Here is a 21,149-nt window from a genome sequence, read left to right as displayed (position 1 = left end):
CATACCCTTGCAGGAGCAGACAGAACGACCTCTCGACGAGGGGGTCAGGATGCTCCAGGAACTACTGGTGGCGGGCGTGGCGGCGGGTTCCGCGTGCGTGGTCTACGTCGCCGCGGCGGCCAGGGTCGTCAAACAGTACGAGCGCGGGGTCGTCTTCCGGCTCGGGCGGGTGGCCGGCGAGGTGCGCGGGCCCGGCTTCACCACGGTCGTCCCGTTCGTGGACAAGCTCCGCAAGGTCAATATGCAGATCGTGACGATGCCGGTGCCCGCGCAGGAGGGCATCACCCGCGACAACGTGACCGTGCGGGTCGACGCGGTCGTCTACTTCAAGGTCGTCGACGCGGCCGAAGCGATCGTCAAGGTCGAGGACTACCGGTTCGCCGTCTCGCAGATGGCGCAGACCTCGCTGCGGTCGATCATCGGCAAGAGCGACCTCGACGATCTGCTCTCCAACCGCGAAAAGCTCAACCAGGGCCTGGAGTTGATGATCGACAGCCCCTCCATCGGCTGGGGCGTGCAGATCGACCGCGTCGAGATCAAGGACGTCTCCCTGCCCGAGACGATGAAACGCTCGATGGCCCGCCAGGCCGAGGCCGACCGCGAACGCCGGGCCCGGATCATCAACGCCGACGCCGAGTTGCAGGCCTCCAAGAAACTCGCCGAAGCCGCCGAGCAGATGTCGGAACAGCCCGCCGCACTCCAACTCCGCCTCCTGCAAACGGTGGTGGCGGTCGCGGCCGAGAAGAACTCGACCCTGGTCCTCCCCTTCCCCGTCGAGCTGCTGCGCTTCCTGGAGCGCGCGCAGCCACAACAACCGCCTCCGGCCGCACCGCCGCCACCGGCCGTCGAGGAGTGACAGGCCGCCTTCCTGGATACCGCCGGCGGATGTGGGGAGAACGGGACGGTTCGTCCGCGCACGCGCCTGCGCCCGGCAACTCGCGGCGGATAGAGGTCACAGGTACGGGTACGGGTGTACGAGCAAGTGACACCGCCACCGATGTTCGCGGGCGGGCCGGCGAACCGCTCGTCACCGTCGCTGACTGGCGGGCCCCGCCCCCGCGCCGCAGGATCGAAGGAGCCGACCGGAAGGGGTGCCCCGTGGCCAAGAAGGGCGCGAAGAGCGAGGACCGGAAGAAGAACGACGGCCGGGAGAAAAGCAAGCCGACCGCCCTCACCGAGCTGCTGCGCGTCCCCGCCGGCCACCCGGTCGACCTCTCCTCCTACGACGCCACGGCCACCCCCGGCGGCCCCGCCGACAAGTCCGCCGGTCTCAAGGACACCGCCCGGATGGGCGAAGACCTCGCCGACCTCCAGGAACGCCTGTGGGCGGCGAGCACCGCCGGCGACGGGCGCCGTCTGCTCCTGGTCCTCCAGGGCATGGACACCAGCGGCAAGGGCGGCACGGTCAAGCACGTCATCGGCCTGTTCAACCCCTCCGGCTGCCGGATCAGCGCCTTCAAGGCACCCACACCGGAGGAACGGAAGCACGACTTCCTCTGGCGCATCCGACGCGCCCTCCCCCACCCCGGCGAGATCGGCATCTTCGACCGCTCCCACTACGAGGACGTCCTCATCGGCCGCGTCCGCGAACTCGCCCCGCACCGCGAGATCAACGACCGCTACGGCCAGATCGACCGCTTCGAGAAGTCCCTGACCGACGAAGGCGTGACCGTCGTCAAGTGCTTCCTCCACATCTCCTACGACCAGCAGCGCCGCCGCCTGCTCGAACGCCTCGACAACCCGGACAAGCACTGGAAGTTCAACCCCGGCGACATCGAGGAACGCGCCCTGTGGCCCGCGTACCAGCAGGCGTACGAGATCGCCCTCGCCCGCTGCTCCACGCCACAGGCCCCCTGGTACCTCGTCCCGGCCGACCGCAAGTGGTACCGCAACTGGGCCATCAGCCGCCTGCTCCTGGAACACCTGACGGCACTGGATCCGCGGTACCCGAAGGCGGACTTCGATGTGGAGGCATCCCGGGAGCGGCTGCTGGCCTCGGACTGACCGCGCCGCACACCCCGTGTCGATAACCGATTAACCCTTTTCACACCATATCTTCCTACGGTGACCATTCGAGTACGACGAGTCGCCGCCGCCTGTGCGCTCGGCGCCGCGCTCACCGCCTGCGGGGCCCCCTCGGCGCCCCACGCCAGCCGTCCGGCGCCCACCGCGCCCACCGCCGTCTCCTCGCGGCCGCCCACGCTCGCGCCCGGCCCCGCCGGTCTGACCCCCGTCTTCAAGAACGGCCCGCGGGTGGACGGCAAGACCGTCGCGCTGACCTTCGACGCCGACATGACCGCCGATCAGGGGCCGCGCGCGGCGGCGGGCGAGCACTTCGACAATCCCCGACTGATCGCCACGCTCCGGGCGTTGAAGGTGCCGGCGACCGTGTTCATGACGGGTCGATGGGCCGACGAGTACCCGGCCGAGGCCCGCGCCATCGGCCGGGACCCGCAGTTCGAGATCGCCAACCACTCCTACAGCCACTACGCCTTCACCGGCGACTGCTACGGCCTGCCGACCGTGTCCCCGGACCGGATGAAGGCGGATGTGGAGCGGGCGTACACCGCGTTCAAGAAGGCGGGTGTGCCGAACGCGATGCCGTACTTCCGCTTCCCGGGCGGGTGTTACGACCGGCAGGCGCTGAAGACGCTGAGCGCGGTCGGTGTCACGGCGGTGCAGTGGGACGTGGTGAGCGGCGACGCGTTCGCGACGGACTCGGACGCCGTGGCCCGGCAGGTGCTGGAGGGTGTGAAGCCCGGCTCGGTCGTCGTCATGCACTGCACCCGCAGCGCCGCCCCAGCGACCGAGAAGGCCGTCCGCATGATCGTGCCCGAGCTGCGCGAGCAGGGGTACCGGTTCGTGAAGGTCTCCGAGCTGATCGGCGCCACGGACCGACACCACTGAAGCTCGCGCACTCCTCCTACGCTGGTCCCATGAGCGACGAAGAACCGGCGACGGTGTACGCGGAGTGTGTGCTGTGCCGGGAACCGACGGAGTACCCGGAGTCGTACAAGGGGATCACGCTGTGCCCCGTCTGCGAGTGGCAGGAGGCGCAGCGCACCGCCTGTTCAGGGTGAGCGGCGGAAGGTGAGGGCGCAGGTCACCGACCGCCGTGGGGGGGGTGGGTCGTTTGGCGGGTGCGGGTGCGCTGTGACTGGTCGCGCCCACGCGGCGGAGCCGCACAATGTCACAGCCCCGCGCCCCTAGGGGGTCCTGTGGGCGGTGTTTTTAAGGGACGGTGATCTGCCTGGCAGACTGGCGTGTGTGACCGGTGACAGTGCTGACCCCTTTCTCAATGAGCCCACCTCGCGCGATGAGGCTCCGCAGTTCGTGTTGCCCTTGGTGGTGCGGATCGAGCGGGATGACCCGCCGGGTCGGACGGACGCGTTGGAGACCGCTGCGCGGGCCGTGTTGACGATCCTGAGTGACGAGCGGGCCGTCGGGGACGGGGAGTGGGCGCAGGTCATGCGGGACTGGCAGGACGCGCGCATCCGGAAGGTGGTCCGGCGGGCGCGTGGGGCCGAGTGGCGGCGGGCCGAGGCGCTGCCGGGTATCACGGTGACCGGTAAGTCCGCGGAGGTACGGGTCTTCCCGCCCGTCCCGCTCGACGGCTGGCCCAAGGATCTTGCCCGGCTCCAGGTCTCCGGCACCGACCTCGACGACCCCGAACCGCCGGCCGACGCGGACCCGACGGCACCGGTGCTCTGGCTGAACCCCGACCTCGACATGTCCGCCGGCAAGACCATGGCCCAGACCGGCCACGGCGCCCAACTGGCCTGGTGGGAGCTGTCCGACGCCGAGCGGACCGCCTGGCGGCAGGCGGGCTTCCCCCTCTCCGTGCGCACCGCCACTCCCGACCTGTGGGCCGAACTCACCAGCACCGAGCGGCCGTTGGTCCGCGACGCGGGCTTCACGGAGATCGCCCCCGGACTTACGGTCGCGGTGGAGGGGCACCACCGCGTCGGCGAGCTGCACGCCTAGGGGCGAGGGGCCGGGCGCTGAGCGCTCAGCGCCGGGAACGGTCAGCTGAGGTCGCCGGTCGCTGAGGTCACGCGTCGGCCGACGGGCGGCAGACGGCAGACGGCAGACGGCAGACGGCAGACGGCAGACGGCAGCGTGAGGCAACTCGGCGCGGAGCACCTCACCCCCTTCTCCCCTACCGACTCCCGACAGCCCCCGGTGTAACCGCAGCAGGTCGGGTCCACGGGATCAGCGCCGGGACGCGGGCCCGATACTCCTCGTAGGACGCGCCGAACCGGTCGGCCATCATGCCGTCCTCGATGCGGACCCGGCGCAGCAGCCAGGGGACGGCGGCGGCCAGGAACACGATCCAGATGCCGAAGCCGCAGGCCGGCATCCCGCCGAGGACCAGGCCCAGGAGCCCGGTGTAGATGGGGTGCCGCACTATTCGGTACGGGCCCTCGGTGCGCAGTTCGTGGTGTTCGTGGACCAGCGGGATGCTGGCCCACATGACGCCCAGGACCCAGCGGGCCCACAGCAGCAGAGCCGTGGAGGCGACGGCGAGCAGGGCGCCGACGAGGGCGAGTTCGGGCTGCCAGTACTGGAGGTGGTGCCAGAAGGAGTCCGGGGTGAGTCCGATGAGCAGGGAGAACGCGTAGGCGCCCACGATCAGCACGGCCCGCCGGGGCAGCGTGCGGCGCAGGCCGCGTGCCCAGCCGCGCAGCCCGGCCCCGCTCTTCACGCCGAAGTAGACGGCGCCCGCGATCCAGGCCACGATGAAGATCGCGACACAGAAGCCCGTGAGAGCGGCGAGTGCGGAATGTAGTGGTCCCATGGCACAAGGCTGCGCCCTGACCTGCGTCGACCACCACCACCCACGGGCTGATTCAGCAACTCCACCCTCGGGTGGAGACCGGAACCGGCGGGATACGCGCGCCCTCAACCACCCAGCATCTTCAACGCCCGCCGATGCCACACCAGCGGACTCCGCTCGTCGTCGGACCGCATCGCGAGCACGCGCAGCACGATGATGTCGTGGTCGCCGGCCGGGTAGCTGTGCTCGACGGTGCACTCCAGCCACACCGGGGCGCCGTCGAGGAAGATCGCGCCGGATTCCGCCTCCACCGTGCGCAGGTCGGTGAACCGGCCCGCCTTGCTGCGGGAGGAGAGTTGGCGGGCCTTGTCGCTGTGGCCCTCGCCCAGGACGGAGATGCCGATGGCCCGCGCGCGGGACAGTACGGGCCAGGTCGTCGAGGTGTGTTGGGCGGCGAAGGAGACCATGGGCGGGTTGTGCGAGACGCCGACCGCGAACGACGAGACGACCATGACGGTCGGGTCGCCGTGGACACGTGCGGAGAGGGCCGCGACCCCCGACGGGAACCCGGAGAACGCACTCGTCATCTCCCCCGGATCCGAGGTGATGCCGTCCAGGTTCTCCAGGCCTTCCATTGCCGTCATCGCGCAACCCCCGCCTGTAGGTGCCCCGTCTGGCTGTGCCCCGGCGGAAGTCCCTTGCCGGGAGGCTCTGTTCGCAGGAGTGCGCACGCGAGGAGGCAGAGCAGTCCGACCGTCGCGAGCCCGCCGAGCGTGACGGCGTAACCGTGCCCGGCCAGCAGCACCGCGCACACCGCGCTGCCCAGCACCGCTCCGAGTTGCTTCATGGCGTTGAAAATTCCGGACGCCGCCCCGACCTCGTCCGGGCCGACCGAGGTCACCGCCGCGATCGAAAGGGGCGACCAGACAAAGGAGTTGGCGACCCCGTACACCGCGAAGGCGGCGGTCAGGGCGGCGATCGGGGCGTCCGCCGCGACGAGCACCGCCGACGTCCCGATGGACAGGACGAGGGCGCCGGAGCCGATGACGGCGACCGCGCGGGTCCCGATCCCGTTGTTGAGCCGGGCCGACACCGGCGCCCCCAACAGGCAGACCACGCCCATCGGTACGAGGGTGAGCGCCGCCGCGCCGGCGTCGAGCCCGCGCTCCCGCTGGAGGTACAGCATCAGCGGGATCATCGCCGACCCGGAGCAGAAGGCCGCGGCGGCCCCGGCCCAGGCCGCGACGACGAACCCCCGGCTGCGCAACAACCCGACCGGCACCAGGGCCCGTTGGCCGTCCCTGCGCTGGAACCACACCACACCCGCGACCACCACCACGCCGCCGACGACGAGCAACCACCGCGGCACGCCCAGCACTTCGGCCCGTGCCGCGTCCGTGCCCTGGATGCCGATCACCAGCGCACCGACACCGCTCGCGTTCGCGCAGATCGCCCACACCGGGATGCGTGCCTCCTGGCGCGGCAGGACCGGTACGAACACGACCACGGCGACCATCGCGGCGACACCGACCGGAACGTTGACCCAGAACACCGCGGGCCAGCCCCCGACCGCGACGAGGAACCCGCCCAGCAACGGCCCGACGGCCACCGCCGCACCGCCGACCGCACCCCAGACGCCGAGCGCGACGGCGAGGCGCGGCGGCCGGAACAGCGCCTTGATGAGGGTCAGGCACTGCGGTGTCATCAGCGCGGCACCGATGCCCTGCACCACCCGCCAGGCGACAAGTGCCGTGACGGTGGGGGCGGTTGCGCACAGCAGCGACCCGAGCGTGAACGCCGCCAGCCCGACCAGGTGGACGCGTCGATGGCCGTAGCGGTCGCCGAGCCGTCCCGCGACGACCAACGGCACCGCGTACGCGATGAGATAGCCGCTGTTGACCCACATCGCGGCGGTCTCGTCGGCGTGCAGTCCGGTGATCAGGGACGGGAGCGCGACCGAGGTGATCGTGCTGTCCAGGAGCAGCATGAAGAACCCGGTGCACAGGCTCCCGAGAGCGAACCAGTCACGCCGCGTGCTCTCTGCCCTCATCTCAAACTGCCAAGTTGTCGCGCAGAGTCGAGCCGGGGTACGCCGGTGCGAGGGCGCCGCGGCGGCGCAGTTCGGGCAGCAGCAGTTCGCTGATCCCGGCGAAGCCGGAGGGCATGGCCAGCGGGCTGGAGAACATGAAGCCGCCGCGCGATCCGGTGGCCGCGAAGTTCTCCTCCAACGCGTCGGCCACGGCGGCCGGATCGCCGACGACACTGTGGTCCAGGCCCGTCGCCCGCCCCCGTCCGTGCGCGAAGAACTCGCTACGGCTCATGGTGTGGTCCGCGCCGAACTCGGTGACGAGCGAGCCGACGATCCCCGCGGGACTCGCGTTGGCCGCCGCCAACTCGTCGCGCAGTTCGCCCAGTCGGAAGGACCCGGGAAGCGTCGAGAAGTCGTAGCCGGCGTTGTGCGAGAGATAGGTGGCGACGGCCTCCTCGTTCCAGAACTCGTGCACCGCGTCGCAGCGCGCCAGCGCCTCGGCCTTCGTGCGGCCGACGATCACCTGGGTGGCCCAGAGGATTCCGACGTGTTCCGGATCCCGCCCCTCCGCGAGCAACGCCTCGTCGAGCAGCTTGCGATGGCGCTGCTGGCCGGCGAGGTTGCCGCCGAAGCCGAAGACCAGGTCGGCGAAGCGGGCCGAAGCCGCAATGCCCCGGGGGGAGTTGCCGGCCTGGACGATGAGCGGGTGGTACTGCGGGCCCGGGACGGACGCGAGCGGGCCCTTGACGGTGAAGAAGCGTCCCTCGTGGTCGATGGGGTGCACCTTCGCGGGGTCGGCGAACCGGCCCGTGCCGCGGTCGCGGACGATCGCGTCCGGCGCCACGGAGTCCCACAACGCCCGGCAGACGTCGACGAATTCCTCCATCCGCTCGTAGCGCAGGTCGTGGTCCATCAGTTCGGTGAACCCGTAGTTCGCCGCGTCCGCGCCGCGCGTGGAGGCGACCACGTTGAAGGCGATACGGCCGCCGGTCACATGGTCGAGCGAGTTCAACAGCCGGGCGACATAGAAGGGATGCATGAACGTGGAGGAGTACGTCAGCCCGAAGCCGACCTTCTCCGTCACCGTCGACATGGCGGCGATGACCGGTGACATGTCGTGGCGCGGCCACTGGATGCCCCACTCCACGGCCGGAGCGATGCTGCCCCGCCAGGTGCTGGGGATGCCGCTGCCGTCGCCGAAGAACAGCAGCCCGACGCCCGCGCGTTCGGCGGTCTGCGCCAGTTCCATGAACATCCGGACGTCGGGGAAGTCCCGCCCGATCCAGGAGCCCTGTCGCGCCCAGGCGCCCTCCGTGTGGGTGAAGGAGAGGTCGTAACCGATGTGCATTCCGGTCATCGCGCGGCCTTCTTCCACAGTTCGACGACCTCGTCGGCGTCGCTCAGCACGGCCACGTTCAGGCCCAGTTGGAACAGGGCGGCGGCGTTGACGTGAGGGTCGTAGGCGGCCGTCGTGTCCTGCGGTACGACGACGGGCCAGTCGAGTTGGAGGGCGTCCTGGGCGGTGGCGTACACACAGCACTCGCTCGTCAGGCCGACGACGGTGAGCCAGTCGTGCCCGGCGGCGCGCAGCCGCGCGTCGAGATCGGTGCCGAGGAAGCCGCTGTACCCGCGCTTGACCACCCGCAACTCACCGTCCCCCGGCCGCACTTGGTACCACTCGGCGCCGGGCGTCCCGATCCGGCACGGCTCGTCCGGGCTCATGGGCGCGTCGTAGTCGCCCTCGCGCAGCCAGTTGCTCGACCGCCAGGGCCGTGCCGGGTCGCTGCCCAACTCGACCCAGACGACCGGCACTTCGGCGGAACGCGCGGCGTCGACGAGCTCGGAGATCCGGGTGACCGTCCGGTCCAGCGTCGCCAGCGCCTCATCCGTCAGGCCGTACGCCCCGAGCCGGTCCGGATCGGCGAAGTCCCGTTGTACGTCGACCACGACGAGCGCGGGGCTGCTGAACGGCCCGCCGAGCTGGGCGAGTTGTCGGTCCCGCAGGTCGGACATCAGGCCGCCACCTCGTCGCGGGCGCGCAGCGCGGGCAGCACGGTCTCGCCGAACAGCACCATGTCCTCGTCGTACTCCGGGAAGATCAGCATGAGTCCGTCGAGGTCGGCCTCCCGCACGATGTACTCGATGTGCTCGGTGACCGTACGGGCGCTGCCGGCGACGTACGGCGTCTGGAAGGCCGCCTCCCCGTCGGCGCCGTCGGCCCACGCGCGGGCCTGGTCCGCGGGCACGCCCCAGGTGTGCCGCATATGGGCGAGCGCCTCACGGTCGACGCCCACGCCCCACTCCTTCACCTTCTTGACGGCCAGCTCGTCGGTGTCGTCCTGGACGACGGTGAGCATCGAATAGGTCTTGCAGACACGGCCGTTGGCCCTGGCCCGGGCGTGCACGTCGGCGGAGAGCGACCGCATGTCGTCGAGGCTGTCGGCGGCGAGGAAGGCACCGTCGGCGTACCGGGCCTGGAAGCGGCGCGCGTCCTCGGACCGGCCCGCGCTGATGAGCGTCGGCCGGGTCGCCGGATGCGGACGGGACTCGCAGTCGGCGAGGTCGAAGTACGGGGTGCGCAGGGTGACCGAGTCCTCGGTCCACAGCCGGGTGACCGCCTCCGTCCACAGCTCCGTCATCCGGTAGCGGTCCTCGTGGCTCAACTCCGGGTCCCAGTCCCCGAATTGTTCGAACTCCCCCGCGTAGGAACCGTTCACGATGTTCATCCCGGCCCGGCCCCCGGAGATGTCCTGGAGGGTCGTGAGCATCTTCGCCGCGACGGCGGGGTTGTGGATGTTGGCGTGCAGGGTCGCCCAGATCTTGACCCTGCTGGTCGCCTCGGCAAGCGCCGACATCATCGTCATCGACTCCAGCGAGCGGCCCCAGTGGTCCGTACTCCCGCCGAAACCACGCCACTTGGCCATCGACATCACGAAGTCGAGCCCGATGTTCTCCGCGTGCAGGGCGGCACGCTTGTTGTAGGCGTAGGACGCCTCGGGATGCGGCGCGGTGGTGGACAGCATCCAGCCGCCGTTCCCGATGGGAAGGAAGATTCCGTACTCTTTCGCGGGCACGTCAGGGACCTTTCTGCGGCTCTTTCAGGGGCGTTTCGACGGTCTGCCGACCGTGGGGCGCTACGGCGCGGGCCAGACGAGCTTGTCGCCGCTGTAGATGTCCTTGACGAACGAGGTGTCGAACCACGCCCCGGCCTTGGCGGCGGTCACACTGCTCGGCACGATCTTGAACTGGTGCAGCATGGCGACGAGTTGGGTGACGTTGTCGGGGTCGACCCCGCCGAGCGGCTGTCCGGGCGTCGGGTTCTCCTTGACGACCTGCGTCTCGGTCTTCCAGATCGTCGCGTTGAGCTTCTTGTCGTAGGTCGGGCCCGACAACTTGGCCGCGTAGCCCACGCATTCGGTGATGTGCGCCTCGCTGGAGGAGCAGTACTCGTAGGCGTGCAACGCGGCTCGGAGAATGTCCTCGACGGCGTGCGGACGTGCCTTGGCGAACGCCGGGTTGACCGCCATCGCGCCGATCGAGCTCGGGATCCTGTAGTCGACCGGCTTCCACACGGTGACGTCCTTGCCGGCCGCCTTGAGCTGGTTGGGCTCGTTCGAGATGAACCCGGTGAGCGCTTCGAGGCCACCCTGCTTACGGGGCAGTACGGAGGGGTCGTAGCCCTCCTTCACCAGCTTGAGCGAGTCCCACTTCACACCGGCCTTGACCAGCATCGCCTCGACGGCGGCGGGGACATACCCCTTGTGCCCGACGACCTTGCCGTCGAGCTGGGTCAGGTCGGTGATGTCCTTGTTGGTCATCAGGATGTCGAGCCCGGCGTTCGAGTACGAGGAAATGCCCTTGATGTCGATGCCGTTGGCCTGCGCCTGGATCAGATCCTGCTCGGAGATCGCGGACACGGTCGCCTGTCCACCGGCGAGCAGCTTGGTGTTCTGCGCGGTGTCACCACTGCCGGGCTTGAGATCGACGGTGAGGCAAAGGTCCTTGAAATACCCCAGCTTGGCGGCGGCGATGTATTCGAGGATCGAGACGGAGGACTGGAACTGGTACCCGGAGAGATACGTGATCTTCCCGGCGGCCTTGTTCTCCGCACACCGCTTCGCGGATATCGCGGACCCGGCCGACCCGGCGGAGGTGCTGTCGTCCGAACCGGAACCACATCCGGCGAGGCCGAGCGTCAGCACGGTGGCGATGAGAGCAGATCTGGTTAGGCGATAGCTGGACATGGGTGACTCCAAACTGGCGATATTGCCGATGAGTTGAGCGCCCCAAAGGGGCGCGAGGAACTGCGCGACCAGCCCCCACCGGGCCCGCAGACAACAACCGTCCTGCCAGGCTCAATCCGTGCTGTCGTGCCAATGCAGCACACGCCGCTCAACAACAGTCACCGCGAGCAGCAACAACACGCCCATCACCGCAAGAACGAGGATCGAGGCGTAGACGACAGGGAGTTGATTCATGGAGGAGGCCACACTGATGGCGGTGCCAAGACCCCCCGTGGACCCGGACGCCGACATCTCGGCAACGACCGCCCCGATGATCGACAGCGGAAACACGATCCGCAACGCGGCAAAGAGATACGGCAGCGCATTCGGAACCCGCACATGCCACAACAGCTCGACCCGACTCGCGTCCATCGTCCGATAGACCTGCAACACCTGTTGAGGAACAGACCTCAACCCCGTAGCCGTGTTGATGAGAATCGGAAAGAAACAGATCAGCCCGGTGATGATCAGCTTGGGCATGGGCCCGAACCCGAAGGCGACCACCAGGGCCGGTGCCACCGCCACCAACGGGGTCACGTTGAGGACGACGGCGATGGGCATCACCGCCCGCCGCACCAACGGAAGTTCACTCGTCAGCACCGCGAGGACGAACGCTCCGACGAACCCCATCCCCAGCCCGGCCGTGGCCTCACCGAGCGTGACAAGGGCGTTGTGGACGTAGTAGCCGAAATTGCCGGAGAGCGAACTGCCGACATCGGACAACGGCGGTAGCAGATAGGGAAGTTGTTCGGCCCCCCAGTGCCAGAGCCCGGCGAGGAGCACCAGCATCACCACGAGGGGCGACCACACGGCCGGCCGGACCCAGCCGATCCGGGACCTGGGGTGCTTCAGACTGAACCGGGACGGTTCGACGGGCGGCGGCGCTGTCTCGGCCGCCGGGGCGGTGGCGCGTTCATCGGCAACGGTCATGTCCTCGCCCCCCACTCACGCGGCTTCGCTGTGCCAGGCGCGGCGCAGCCGCTCTCTCACCAGGTCCTCGTACTCGTGGAACCGCCGTTCCCCGAAGAGCCGTTCACCGCGTGGCCGGGGCAGGTCGACGTCGATGCTCTCGACGATGCGGCCGGGGTTCGGCGCCATGACGACGACGGTGTCGGAGAGCCGTACGGCCTCGGACACGGAGTGGGTGACGAAGAGGACGGTGGTCCTCAACTCCTCCCACAGGTCGAGGAGTTGGTCCTGGAGGCTTTCGCGGGTGAACTCGTCGAGCGCCGAGAAGGGTTCGTCCATGACGAGCACGTCGGGTTGCAGGCCGAACGCCCGCACGATCGCGGCGCGTTGGCGCATGCCGCCGGACAGCTGGGCGGGAAGCTTGTGCAGGGCGTCGCCGAGACCGGCCTTGACGAGGAGTTCCTCCATGTCGGGAACGGTCGTCTGGCGTTCGGCGAAGTCGGCGATGCGTTCCCGGCGTCTGCCGGCGCCCCGGTTGATCTTCTGCGGCAGCGTGACGTTGCGCAGGACGGACAGCCAGGGCAGCAGCGCGGGGCTCTGCGGCACGAGTCCGATCATCTTGGCCGCGCACGCCTGGGCCGGGGTCACCCCGTGGACCGACACCTCGCCGAGGTCCGGCTGTTCGAGCCCGGCGACGAGTCGCAGCAGCGTCGACTTCCCGCAGCCGCTGGGGCCGATGAGACTGACGAAACGGCCCGACGGCACGGTCAGGTGGACGTCGTCGAGGGCCGTGGTCGCGGCGGCCCCGAAGCCGTAGACCCGTCGTACCGACCGCAGTTGGAGTGCTGGCGTACCAGTCACCTTCACGCTCCCATCCATGTCGCGGGCACGAGTGCCCGATCCTGGAAGTCGGAGAGCGTGCGTAGCGAGTGCGACTGACTGCCACGCGGAAATCCGCTTAGGTGTCCCCGACCGTAGGAAGATTGTGTTTCGGGACGGCGCAGTTGACTGTTACGGGCGTTTTACGTCTGGCCGCGGCGAGGGGCGCAGTGGGGCGACCGTGATGCCGTCGTACACGTGGATCTCGATCCCGAGGTCCGCCGCGGCCCGCGCCACCCAGCCGCCCAGGGCCTGCACGATCAGCTCGGTGACCAGCAGGATCGCCCGCTCGGCGGTCGGTACGGACGCGCGCAGCCAGAGCAGTTTGAACATGTCGGCCATGACCTTGTTGCGGTAGGCGGGCTTGTACGCACCTTGGTTGCCGACGAGTTGGACGAGGACGCGGCAGGCGGCGTCGATGCCCTCGACCTCGACGCGGCTGCCGTCGGGCAGCATGAGCGGCTTCGGGCGCAGGGGCGTGCCGAGGTGGTCGCCGAGCGCGAGCAGCATGCGGCGTTCGACGGAGCCTTCGGCGAAGCGGCTCCACTCGGTGGGGGCGTCCAGGACGATCAGGTGCATCCGCCGCATCCTAGGAAGTGCCCGTTTCCCCCGTGTTGCTTAGGGTGGACCACCATGAGAGCAGGCGGAGCGACCAGGACACCGGACGAGGACGCGGGTACGACACGGCTCGACGGCCGGGTCGAGCGGGGCAACCGCACCCGGCGGCTGGTGCTGCGCCGTACCGTCGACATCGCCTCCGTCGAGGGCTTGGAGGCGCTGTCCGTGGGCCGGTTGGCGACCGAGCTGCAACTCAGCAAGAGCGGGGTGTTCGCGCTGTTCGGCTCCAAGCAGGAGCTGCAACTGGCCACCGTGCGCGAGGCCGCGCGCATCTACACCGAGAAGGTCATCAGGCCGGCCGCCGAACTCCCCGTAGGCATAGGCCGGTTGTGGCAGTTGTGCGAGCTGTGGCTGGAGTACTCGCGGGGGCGGGTGTTCCCGGGGGGCTGCTTCTTCTACGAGGTCATCGCCGAGTTTGACGCCCGGTCCGGTCCGGTGCACGACGCGGTGGTCGGGGCGCAGCGGGACTGGACGGCTCTCGTGGAGGGGACGGTCGCCGGGGCGCGGGACGCGGGTGAGCTGCGGGAAGACACCGACATACCCCAACTCGCCTTCGAGATCGTCGCGTTGATGGAGACGGCCAACGCGATCTCCGTACTGCACGACGAGGAGACCGCGTACCGCCGGGCCCGGGTCGGCATAGCGGCACGGCTGCGGTGCGCGGCCACGGACCCTTCGACGTCTCCCCAAGTCCCCTGACCTACAAGGCATTTCACGTCCCCGCGCGCACCACATTTCCCCATCCCGACTTCGGCTGAAAACCAGTAGCACGACCGTTCGCACAGTTTTAGGGTCAAGTCCCATGACTGCCACCCGAACGGACATCGTCGAGCTGGACCGGATCGCCGTGTACGAGGCCCTGCGCGTAGTGGAGTTGGCGCAGGAGGAGGACTGGGAGCGGGACACCCCGTGCGCGGGATGGAACCTGCGGCGGCTCGTGGCGCACATGGCCGCGCAGCATCACGGGTTCGCTGCCGCGGCGCGCGGCGCGGGCCAGGACAGGACGTACTGGCGGGAGCCGGAGGACATGGCCGAGCCTGCTCGTACGCACCGCGCGGCGGCCACGGCCGTCCTCGCCGCGTTCGCCGAACCCGGCGCCACCGAGCGGGAGTTCACCCTGCCGGAGCTGGGCACGAGCTTCCCCGGCCGCACGGCGATCGGCTTCCATTTCATCGACTACGTCGTCCACGCCTGGGACGTCGCCGCCACGCTCGGCATCGCGCTGGACCTGTCGGACGACGTCCTCGACATCGCGCTGGTGGTCGCCCAGTTGGTGCCCACCGACCCGGCCGGACGCGGCCCGGGATTCACCTTCGCCCCGCCGCTCGACGTACCGCAGGACGCCGGTCCGCTCGACGAGGCGCTACGACTGCTGGGCCGGACCCCGGAGCACTGGCCGACGAAGAGCCGCTGAACTCGCTTCCTTTACCTGCCCTTTGAGCAAAGCTGCCCTCCCTTTGAACAAGGCGACCTGCCCGCGCGTACCTCCAGGCACTGGCCACGCGTCAACTTCTCCAACGACCAGTTGGTTCCCCCGGGAGGCTCCCTTGCGTCGTATCAACGGTACGGCTGTGTTCATCGCGACCATCCTCGCCACCACCGGCGCGCTCGCCTTTCCCGTGTGGTCGTACGCCGACCGTGCGGGCACCGGGCAGGCGAACGTGGCGGCGGGCACCGTGAACACCGAGTGGGGGCCGTTGACGGCCTCCGACCGGGATCTGATCGTGCGGGTGCGGCTGGCCGGGCTGTGGGAGCTGCCGGCCGGGCAGCAGGCGATCGAGCGGGCGCCCAGCCAGGCGATCAAGGAAGCCGGTGACCATCTCATCGTCGGCCACACCGACCTCGACAAGCGGGTGCGGATCGTCGCCGCCCAGCTCAATGTCGCGCTGCCGAACGTGCCGAACGAGCAACAGCAGGGCTGGCTGCGGGAGATGAGCGCGGCGACCGGCGCGGAGTACGAGTACAAGTTCGTCAACCTGCTGCGGGCCGCGCACGGCAAGATCTTCCCGGCCATCGGCGCCGTACGGAACAGCACGCGCAACACCCTCGTGCGGCAGCTGGCCTCGGACACCAACCAGACCGTGCTCGACCACATCACCGTGCTGGAGAAGACCGGGCGGGTCGACTTCGACGCCATCGCCAACGGCGTCGCGAACGCCTCGACCGCCAGCCCGACCGGCCCCGCGGCGCCCCTGCCCGGCCAAGTGGCGCCCTCGGCACCGGTCGCCGAGGCGAGCCCGAACATCGGCACCACCTCACGGCCGTCCCCGGGCGCACCGGGCACGGTCAACACCGGCCGACCGGATCCGGTCGACTCGAACGGCGTGCTGGGGTAGCGCCCACCCCGGCCGTACGGGTCCTGGCCCCGAACCTCAAATGTTGCTCTGAAAGTGACGCGGCCGAGGTTCGGGGCCCTGCCCGTGGGCGATACCCCCGTCACACCGAACAGCGGACTTGTGGAGTTCATGGGGTTCATGGCTCGCCTGGCGGACGGGGACGGACGATGGAGCGACTGGGGACGGGCATCGGCTGGCGGCCGGAGATCGCGGACGCCATAGAGCGCATGCCGGGCATCGACTGGGTCGAGGCCGTGGCCGAGAACGTCTGCCCCGGCCACCTCCCCGAATCTCTGCTACGGCTGCGCGAACGCGGCGTGACCGTGATCCCGCACGGCGTCTCCCTCGGCCTCGGCGGCGCCGACCGGCCGGACGCCGGCAGGCTGACGGCGCTCGCCGAGCGGGCCGAGGCGCTGGGCTCACCGCTGGTCACCGAGCACATCGCGTTCGTCCGCGCGGGCGGCCCGCTGACCGCGTCCCCCCTCCTCGAAGCCGGCCACCTGTTGCCGGTCCCGCGCACCCGGGACGCCCTCGACGTGCTCTGCGAGAACATCCGCATCGCCCAGGACGCGCTGCCCGTCCCGCTCGCCGTCGAGAACATCGCGGCGCTGCTGGCGTGGCCGGGCGAGGAGATGACCGAGGGCCAGTTCCTGTACGACCTGGCCGACCGCACCGGCGTACGCCTCCTCATCGACGTCGCCAACCTGCACACCAACCACGTCAACCGCGGCGAGGACCCGGCCGAGGCCCTCGCCGAACTGCCCGTCGAGGCCATCGCCTACGTCCATGTCGCGGGCGGCATCGAACGCGCCGGCGTCTGGCACGACACCCACGCCCACCCCGTCCCCGCCCCGGTCCTCGCCATCCTCACCGACCTGGCGTCCCGCGTCTCCCCGCCCGGGGTCCTCCTGGAACGAGACGACAACTTCCCCGAACCGACCGAACTGGAACGGGAGTTGATGGCGATCCGCGGGGCGCTGGCCAAGGGGTGGGCACGGTCGGCTGCGAGCGGGGTGCCCGCGAGGGAGGCGACGGCGCTGCGGGTTGTGGGGGTGCCGGAGGCGCAGACGATGCGGGTTGTGGGGGTGCCGGAGGCACAGCCTCTGCGCACCCCAGAGCCGTCAAAGGCCGTACACCCGCCCCGGACCACCGCCGCTCCCCCAGCCCCAGCACAGACCTCCGACCCTGCCCGCCAACGCCTCGCCCTCGCCCAAGCCGCGCTGCTCTCCGCGCTCGTCGCCGGGACTCCCGTCCCGGACGGGTTCGACCGGGTGCGGCTCGGGGTGCAGGCGCGGGCGCTCGGGGTGAAGCGGAGCGATGTCGTGGCGAAGGTGGCTCCTGAACTGCCGGTGATTCTTGGGGAGTCGTATCGGGCGGCGTTTCTCGCGTACGCGCACTCGCACGCGATGAGCGGCGGGTACCGGCGTGACGCGCTGGACTTCGTCGGGCAGTTGCTGCTCTCGGGCGGGCCCGAGGACGCGGGGGCGCGGCGGGAGTTGCGGGAGTGGTGGCTGGAGCGTTCGGGGCCGGCCCCGCGGTCGGAGCGGCCCGCGGTCCGGCTCGTCCGTGCCACCCGGCGGGTGCTGCAACGCCGTTGAGGGGGTGGCCACGGGGGTGCGGCCGCGCTGACCAGGGTGCCTGGGAGGTGACAGTGACTCCACAGTAATATTGCGGTTCCGCACGAGAGGCGCACGAGAAGCACACTCACGTGCGGTGCCGTGACAGGAGGCACCTCATGCGACCGCGACCCGCCGTGAAGGGCCGAGGCATCTTCAGTGGCACCGGCGTCATCATCATGGGTCTGACCGCGACGCTGGCCGCGCTGGTGTTCCCGGTCTGGTCCTACGCCGACCGGTCCGGGACGCCGAGCAGTGCCAACGTGCTCAGCGCCCAGACGGTGACCACGCAGTACGGGCCGTTGTCCGCCTTGGACCGGGACTTCGTCACCCGGGTCCGGCTCGCCGGGCTGTGGGAGCTGCCGGCCGGCCAGCAGGCCGAGGAGAAGGGCACGACCGCGGCCGTACGGACGGCGGGGCAGCATCTCATCGACGGGCACACGTTCCTGGACGAGCGGGTGCGCGATGTCGCCGCCAAGCTCGGGCTGCCGCTGCCGAACCAGCCGAACGCGCAGCAACAGCAGTGGCTGGCCACGCTCGACGCGGCGCAGGGCGTGAACTTCGACCGTGAGTTCGCCAACATCCTGCGCCTCGCGCACGGCAAGGTGTTCACGGTGGTCGCGCAGGTCCGTGCCACCACCCAGAACTCCCTGGTCCGCGCCCTCGCCGATGACGCGAACACCACCGTCCTGGACCACATCAAGGTCCTGGAGGCCACCGGGTACGTCGACTTCTCCGCGCTGGCCCGGGAGATGGCGGCGTCGAGTACGCCCGTGCCCAGCAGTTCCACCGTGGCCGACCCCGGTCAGGTCGTCCCACTGGCCCCGTCGGTCTCCCCCACCTACGCCCTCCCGCCGGCCGCCTCCAGCCCACCGGCGGGGCCGACACAGCCGTAGAACTGCCGTGGACCTGCCGTGGAACTGTTCCGGACGTGGTTCGTTTCCGGACAATCGGAACGTCACATACCGACAACGCTCCGTCCGGATTGTGAACAAGGCATGGCGTCGCGCTGGGCCTTTGGCATAGAAACTTGGCATGTTCTGGGTCCTTCTTCTGCTCCTGGCCTGGGCCGTCGCCGGCACGGCGTGCACGCGGCTGTGCCTGGCCGCCGTCAGAGCGGCGACCGTCGACGCGGACGACTCGGGCGCGGGACACGATCTGACGCTCTACGAGGCGGCGTTCCTGTCCGGCGGTCCCGCGCGGGTCGCCGATCTGACGCTCGTCTCCATGGCGCGGCAGCACCGGCTGCTGCTCGCGCACACCGGCTGGGCGACCGTCGTCGACCCGCGCGGGCGGGACGCCATCGAGCGGTCGGTGATCGGCGCGATCGGGCCCGAGGGACAGTCCAGGATCGGCCCGGTGCGGGCCACCGCGGCGGCCACGGACGCGGTCCGCGACGTCGCGGACCGGCTCGTCGACGCGGGTCTGGCCGTACCGGACGGAAGCAGTACGACCGTTGCCACGGGGGTACGGCAGGTGCGGGCCGCCGCGCTCGTCGTGGTCGTGCTGGGCGCGTCCGCGCTGCTGACGCCGGGGGCCGAGATGCCGCGCGGGCTGGTCGCGCTCTGGTTCGCGCTGCCGCTGGCCCTCACGCTGAGCTGTCTGGCCATCGCGCGGGTCGAGGTGCACCCGTACTCGCGCTGGGCCTCCCCGGCCGGTCAGCGGCTGCTCGGCACCCTGGCCCGGCACGCGGGTGGCGGGGACGACCGCATGTATCTGACGTCCGTCGCCGTACGCGGCATCCGCGCGGTCGGCGAGCCGGATCTGCGGGCGGCCTTCGCGCATCGCGAGCAGTACCGCGGCCAGTTCGACGAGTGGCGTCGCTGATCTCGCCGAGTGGTGTCGCCGACCTCAGCGTGAAGGCGCTCCCAGGGGGCGCACGGGGGTCATTGGGGCCGACACCGCCCGATGGTGCTTGCCTTCGTCAACAAGCGAACGAAACATCCCTTCTGTTGCAGCCGTGCTCCGAAGGGATACCGCCACCATGCGAGCCGCCGCCCTGTACTCGGCCGCCGGGTCCTTGCTCCTGACCACCCTCGCCGCCGGCCCGGCCACCGGTGCCCCGGACGCCGTCGAGTCGGCCGGCACCGCGGTGGCCGCCGCGCACGCCCGGGCCAAGGGCATCGACTTCGGGAAGTGCCCCCACGCGGAGGACATGCCCGGCACCATGGAGTGCGGCACGGTCTCCGTCCCGCTCGACTACGCGCACCCCGACGGCAAGCAGATCAAACTGACCGTCGGCCGCGCCCGCGCCACCCACAAGGACCCGCACAACAGCAAGCGCAGAGTCCCCCGCCAGGGCTCCCTGGTCTACAACCCGGGCGGCCCCGGCGCCTCCGGCCTCTACTTCCCGCTGATCGGCATGCTCCCCGAGTGGAAGCGCATCGCCTCGGCCTACGACCTCGTCGGCTACGCCCCGCGCGGTGTCGACAACGCGGCTCCGCTGTCCTGCGTCGACCCCAAGCACTTCTTCAAGGGGCCCTCGCCGTCGCCGACCTACCCCTCGGAGTCGTACAAGAAGGAGCGCGTCGCCCAGGCCAAGGCCTACGCGCGCGGTTGCGCCAAGCGCTCCGGCAGCAAGCTCCGCTTCTACAACTCCCTCAACAACGCCCGCGACCTGGACGTCCTGCGCGCCGCCCTCGGCGAGGACAAGTTGACGTTCATGGGTGCGTCCTACGGGACGTACTTCGGCGCGCTGTACGCGACGCTGTTCCCCTCGCACGTACGGCGGATGGTGTTCGACTCGGCGGTGAACCCGGACCCCGAGCAGATCTGGTACCGCAACAACCTCGACCAGTCGGCCGCGTTCGAGGGCCGCTGGGCGGACTTCCGGGAGTGGATCGCCAGGCACGATGACGTGTATGGGCTGGGTGACACCGCGGAGAAGGTGCTGCGCAGCTACGAGAAGGCCTCGGCGCGGCTCGCGGAGAAGCCCGCGGGCGGCAAGGTGGGACCGGCGCAGTTGCAGGGCGCGTTCCTGTCGGCCGGGTACTACGACGACTACTGGCCGCTCACCGCTGCGGCGCTGTCGGCCTACCTGAAGGGCAACCCCAAGCTGCTGGTGCAGCAGGCGGGGCCGACGCCGGGGGCGGCCGTCGAGGCGGAGAACGGCAACGCGGTGTACACGGCCGTCGAGTGCAACGACGCGCCCTGGCCTACCGAGTGGAGCGACTGGGACCGGGACAACACTCGGCTCGCGCGCGAGGCGCCGTTCGAGACGTGGGACAACGTGTGGATGAATCTGCCGTGTGCGTATTGGCCCGAGCCGCGTCAGCAGCCGCTTGATGTGCGCACGGGACCGGGCGAACTTCCGCCGGTGCTGATCATGGCGGCCGAGCGGGATGCGGCTACGCCGTATGACGGGGCGCTTGAGTTGCAACGGCGGTTGTCGGACTCGGTGTTGGTGACTGAGCGGGACGCCGGGACTCATGGGGTCGCGGGGGGGTCCAACAAGTGCGTCAACGGGTACTTGGACGCCTACTTGTTGGAAGGGCGTCTGCCTGAGCGGCGCGCGGCTTGCGCGCCGCACCAGGAGCCGAAGCCGAGTCCTGCGCGGTCAGGCGGTAAGTAGTCCGCGGGCCGGTGGGGGCTGGTCGCGCAGTTCCCCGTGAAGCTCCCCCTTTGACCTGGACAGCTTGATACTGGGACGGATGGTCCCGGAGGAAGCAGTCATAGGTAGTGAGTAGCAAGAGCAACATGAGT

Annotated in this window: 22 protein-coding genes; 12 read left to right on the top strand and 10 right to left on the bottom strand. The window is 70.0% G+C overall.

Going from position 1 to position 21,149, the window contains the following annotated elements; all coding sequences use genetic code 11:
- The first annotated feature begins 49 nt into the window (after window positions 1–49).
- The 5 genes from ACIRRY_RS44060 (at window position 50) to ACIRRY_RS44040 (ending at window position 3,984) form a co-directional block, all read left to right on the top strand.
- Window positions 50–856, top strand: coding sequence for a slipin family protein (locus ACIRRY_RS44060; RefSeq protein WP_403984644.1), 807 nt, complete (start codon window positions 50–52; stop codon window positions 854–856).
- Between the two features lie 242 nt (window positions 857–1,098).
- Window positions 1,099–2,004, top strand: coding sequence for a PPK2 family polyphosphate kinase (locus ACIRRY_RS44055; protein ID WP_403984642.1), 906 nt, complete (start codon window positions 1,099–1,101; stop codon window positions 2,002–2,004).
- Window positions 2,005–2,064: 60 nt separating this feature from the next.
- Entirely contained in the window at window positions 2,065–2,907 is an 843-nt protein-coding gene (locus ACIRRY_RS44050) for a polysaccharide deacetylase family protein (protein ID WP_403984640.1), read from the top strand.
- A gap of 29 nt (window positions 2,908–2,936) precedes the next feature.
- The gene (locus ACIRRY_RS44045) at window positions 2,937–3,080 is read left to right on the top strand and encodes a hypothetical protein (RefSeq protein ID WP_403984638.1); all 144 of its coding nucleotides are present in this window, start codon (window positions 2,937–2,939) and stop codon (window positions 3,078–3,080) included.
- 187 nt (window positions 3,081–3,267) lie between these two features.
- Window positions 3,268–3,984 (top strand): peptidyl-tRNA hydrolase, encoded by a 717-nt coding sequence (locus ACIRRY_RS44040; protein WP_403984636.1) that lies wholly within the window; start codon window positions 3,268–3,270, stop codon window positions 3,982–3,984.
- A gap of 175 nt (window positions 3,985–4,159) precedes the next feature.
- Here the strand turns inward: ACIRRY_RS44040 and ACIRRY_RS44035 are convergent, their stop codons facing one another.
- The 10 genes from ACIRRY_RS44035 to ACIRRY_RS43990 all read right to left on the bottom strand — a co-directional run bounded on the left by ACIRRY_RS44035 (window position 4,160) and on the right by ACIRRY_RS43990 (window position 13,456).
- Window positions 4,160–4,798 (bottom strand): methyltransferase family protein, encoded by a 639-nt coding sequence (locus tag ACIRRY_RS44035; protein WP_403984634.1) that lies wholly within the window; start codon window positions 4,796–4,798, stop codon window positions 4,160–4,162.
- 104 nt (window positions 4,799–4,902) lie between these two features.
- A complete protein-coding gene (locus ACIRRY_RS44030) occupies window positions 4,903–5,421 on the bottom strand; it encodes a flavin reductase family protein (protein WP_403984632.1) in 519 nt (172 codons plus the stop codon).
- A complete protein-coding gene (locus ACIRRY_RS44025; protein ID WP_403984630.1) occupies window positions 5,418–6,827 on the bottom strand; it encodes an MFS transporter in 1,410 nt (469 codons plus the stop codon). Before ACIRRY_RS44025 ends, ACIRRY_RS44030 begins: the two co-directional genes overlap by 4 nt.
- A gap of 1 nt (window position 6,828) precedes the next feature.
- Window positions 6,829–8,163: an NtaA/DmoA family FMN-dependent monooxygenase gene (locus ACIRRY_RS44020; protein WP_403984628.1), complete on the bottom strand. Its 1,335-nt coding sequence runs from the start codon at window positions 8,161–8,163 to the stop codon at window positions 6,829–6,831.
- Window positions 8,160–8,819: a cysteine hydrolase family protein gene (locus tag ACIRRY_RS44015; RefSeq protein WP_403984626.1), complete on the bottom strand. Its 660-nt coding sequence runs from the start codon at window positions 8,817–8,819 to the stop codon at window positions 8,160–8,162. The genes ACIRRY_RS44020 and ACIRRY_RS44015 overlap by 4 nt, the downstream gene beginning before the upstream one ends.
- Entirely contained in the window at window positions 8,819–9,880 is a 1,062-nt protein-coding gene (locus ACIRRY_RS44010; RefSeq protein ID WP_403984624.1) for an LLM class flavin-dependent oxidoreductase, read from the bottom strand. Before ACIRRY_RS44010 ends, ACIRRY_RS44015 begins: the two co-directional genes overlap by 1 nt.
- Window positions 9,881–9,940: 60 nt before the next feature.
- Window positions 9,941–11,050, bottom strand: a complete 1,110-nt coding sequence (locus tag ACIRRY_RS44005) for an ABC transporter substrate-binding protein (protein WP_403984622.1) — start codon at window positions 11,048–11,050, stop codon at window positions 9,941–9,943.
- Window positions 11,051–11,161: 111 nt separating this feature from the next.
- Complete coding sequence (locus ACIRRY_RS44000) at window positions 11,162–12,034, bottom strand: ABC transporter permease (RefSeq protein WP_403984620.1); 873 nt, start codon at window positions 12,032–12,034, stop codon at window positions 11,162–11,164.
- Window positions 12,035–12,859: an ABC transporter ATP-binding protein gene (locus ACIRRY_RS43995; RefSeq protein ID WP_403984618.1), complete on the bottom strand. Its 825-nt coding sequence runs from the start codon at window positions 12,857–12,859 to the stop codon at window positions 12,035–12,037.
- Window positions 12,860–13,009: 150 nt separating this feature from the next.
- Entirely contained in the window at window positions 13,010–13,456 is a 447-nt protein-coding gene (locus tag ACIRRY_RS43990; RefSeq protein ID WP_403984616.1) for a hypothetical protein, read from the bottom strand.
- A gap of 54 nt (window positions 13,457–13,510) precedes the next feature.
- Between ACIRRY_RS43990 and ACIRRY_RS43985 the strand changes: the two genes are divergently transcribed.
- The 7 genes from ACIRRY_RS43985 to ACIRRY_RS43955 all read left to right on the top strand — a co-directional run bounded on the left by ACIRRY_RS43985 (window position 13,511) and on the right by ACIRRY_RS43955 (window position 21,018).
- The gene (locus ACIRRY_RS43985; RefSeq protein WP_403984614.1) at window positions 13,511–14,194 is read left to right on the top strand and encodes a TetR/AcrR family transcriptional regulator; all 684 of its coding nucleotides are present in this window, start codon (window positions 13,511–13,513) and stop codon (window positions 14,192–14,194) included.
- Window positions 14,195–14,297: 103 nt separating this feature from the next.
- Window positions 14,298–14,909: a TIGR03086 family metal-binding protein gene (locus ACIRRY_RS43980; protein ID WP_403984612.1), complete on the top strand. Its 612-nt coding sequence runs from the start codon at window positions 14,298–14,300 to the stop codon at window positions 14,907–14,909.
- Between the two features lie 133 nt (window positions 14,910–15,042).
- Window positions 15,043–15,831 carry a DUF4142 domain-containing protein gene (locus ACIRRY_RS43975; RefSeq protein WP_403984610.1) on the top strand — a complete coding sequence of 263 codons (789 nt, stop codon included), beginning with the start codon at window positions 15,043–15,045 and terminating at the stop codon, window positions 15,829–15,831.
- A gap of 167 nt (window positions 15,832–15,998) precedes the next feature.
- On the top strand, window positions 15,999–17,429 hold the full coding sequence (locus tag ACIRRY_RS43970) for a DUF692 domain-containing protein (RefSeq protein ID WP_403984608.1): 1,431 nt from the start codon (window positions 15,999–16,001) through the stop codon (window positions 17,427–17,429).
- A gap of 137 nt (window positions 17,430–17,566) precedes the next feature.
- Window positions 17,567–18,343 carry a DUF4142 domain-containing protein gene (locus ACIRRY_RS43965; RefSeq protein WP_403984606.1) on the top strand — a complete coding sequence of 259 codons (777 nt, stop codon included), beginning with the start codon at window positions 17,567–17,569 and terminating at the stop codon, window positions 18,341–18,343.
- A 139-nt stretch (window positions 18,344–18,482) separates the two neighbouring features.
- Window positions 18,483–19,274, top strand: coding sequence for a TIGR04222 domain-containing membrane protein (locus ACIRRY_RS43960; protein ID WP_403984604.1), 792 nt, complete (start codon window positions 18,483–18,485; stop codon window positions 19,272–19,274).
- Window positions 19,275–19,431: 157 nt separating this feature from the next.
- Window positions 19,432–21,018, top strand: a complete 1,587-nt coding sequence (locus ACIRRY_RS43955; protein WP_403984602.1) for an alpha/beta hydrolase — start codon at window positions 19,432–19,434, stop codon at window positions 21,016–21,018.
- The last annotated feature ends 131 nt before the right edge of the window (window positions 21,019–21,149 follow it).

This window comes from Streptomyces sp. NPDC101776, from assembly GCF_044766845.1.
Lineage (GTDB): Bacteria > Actinomycetota > Actinomycetes > Streptomycetales > Streptomycetaceae > Streptomyces.
The sequence above is the reverse complement of the archived record's forward strand: the minus strand, read 5'-3'. Positions and strand labels throughout refer to the sequence as shown.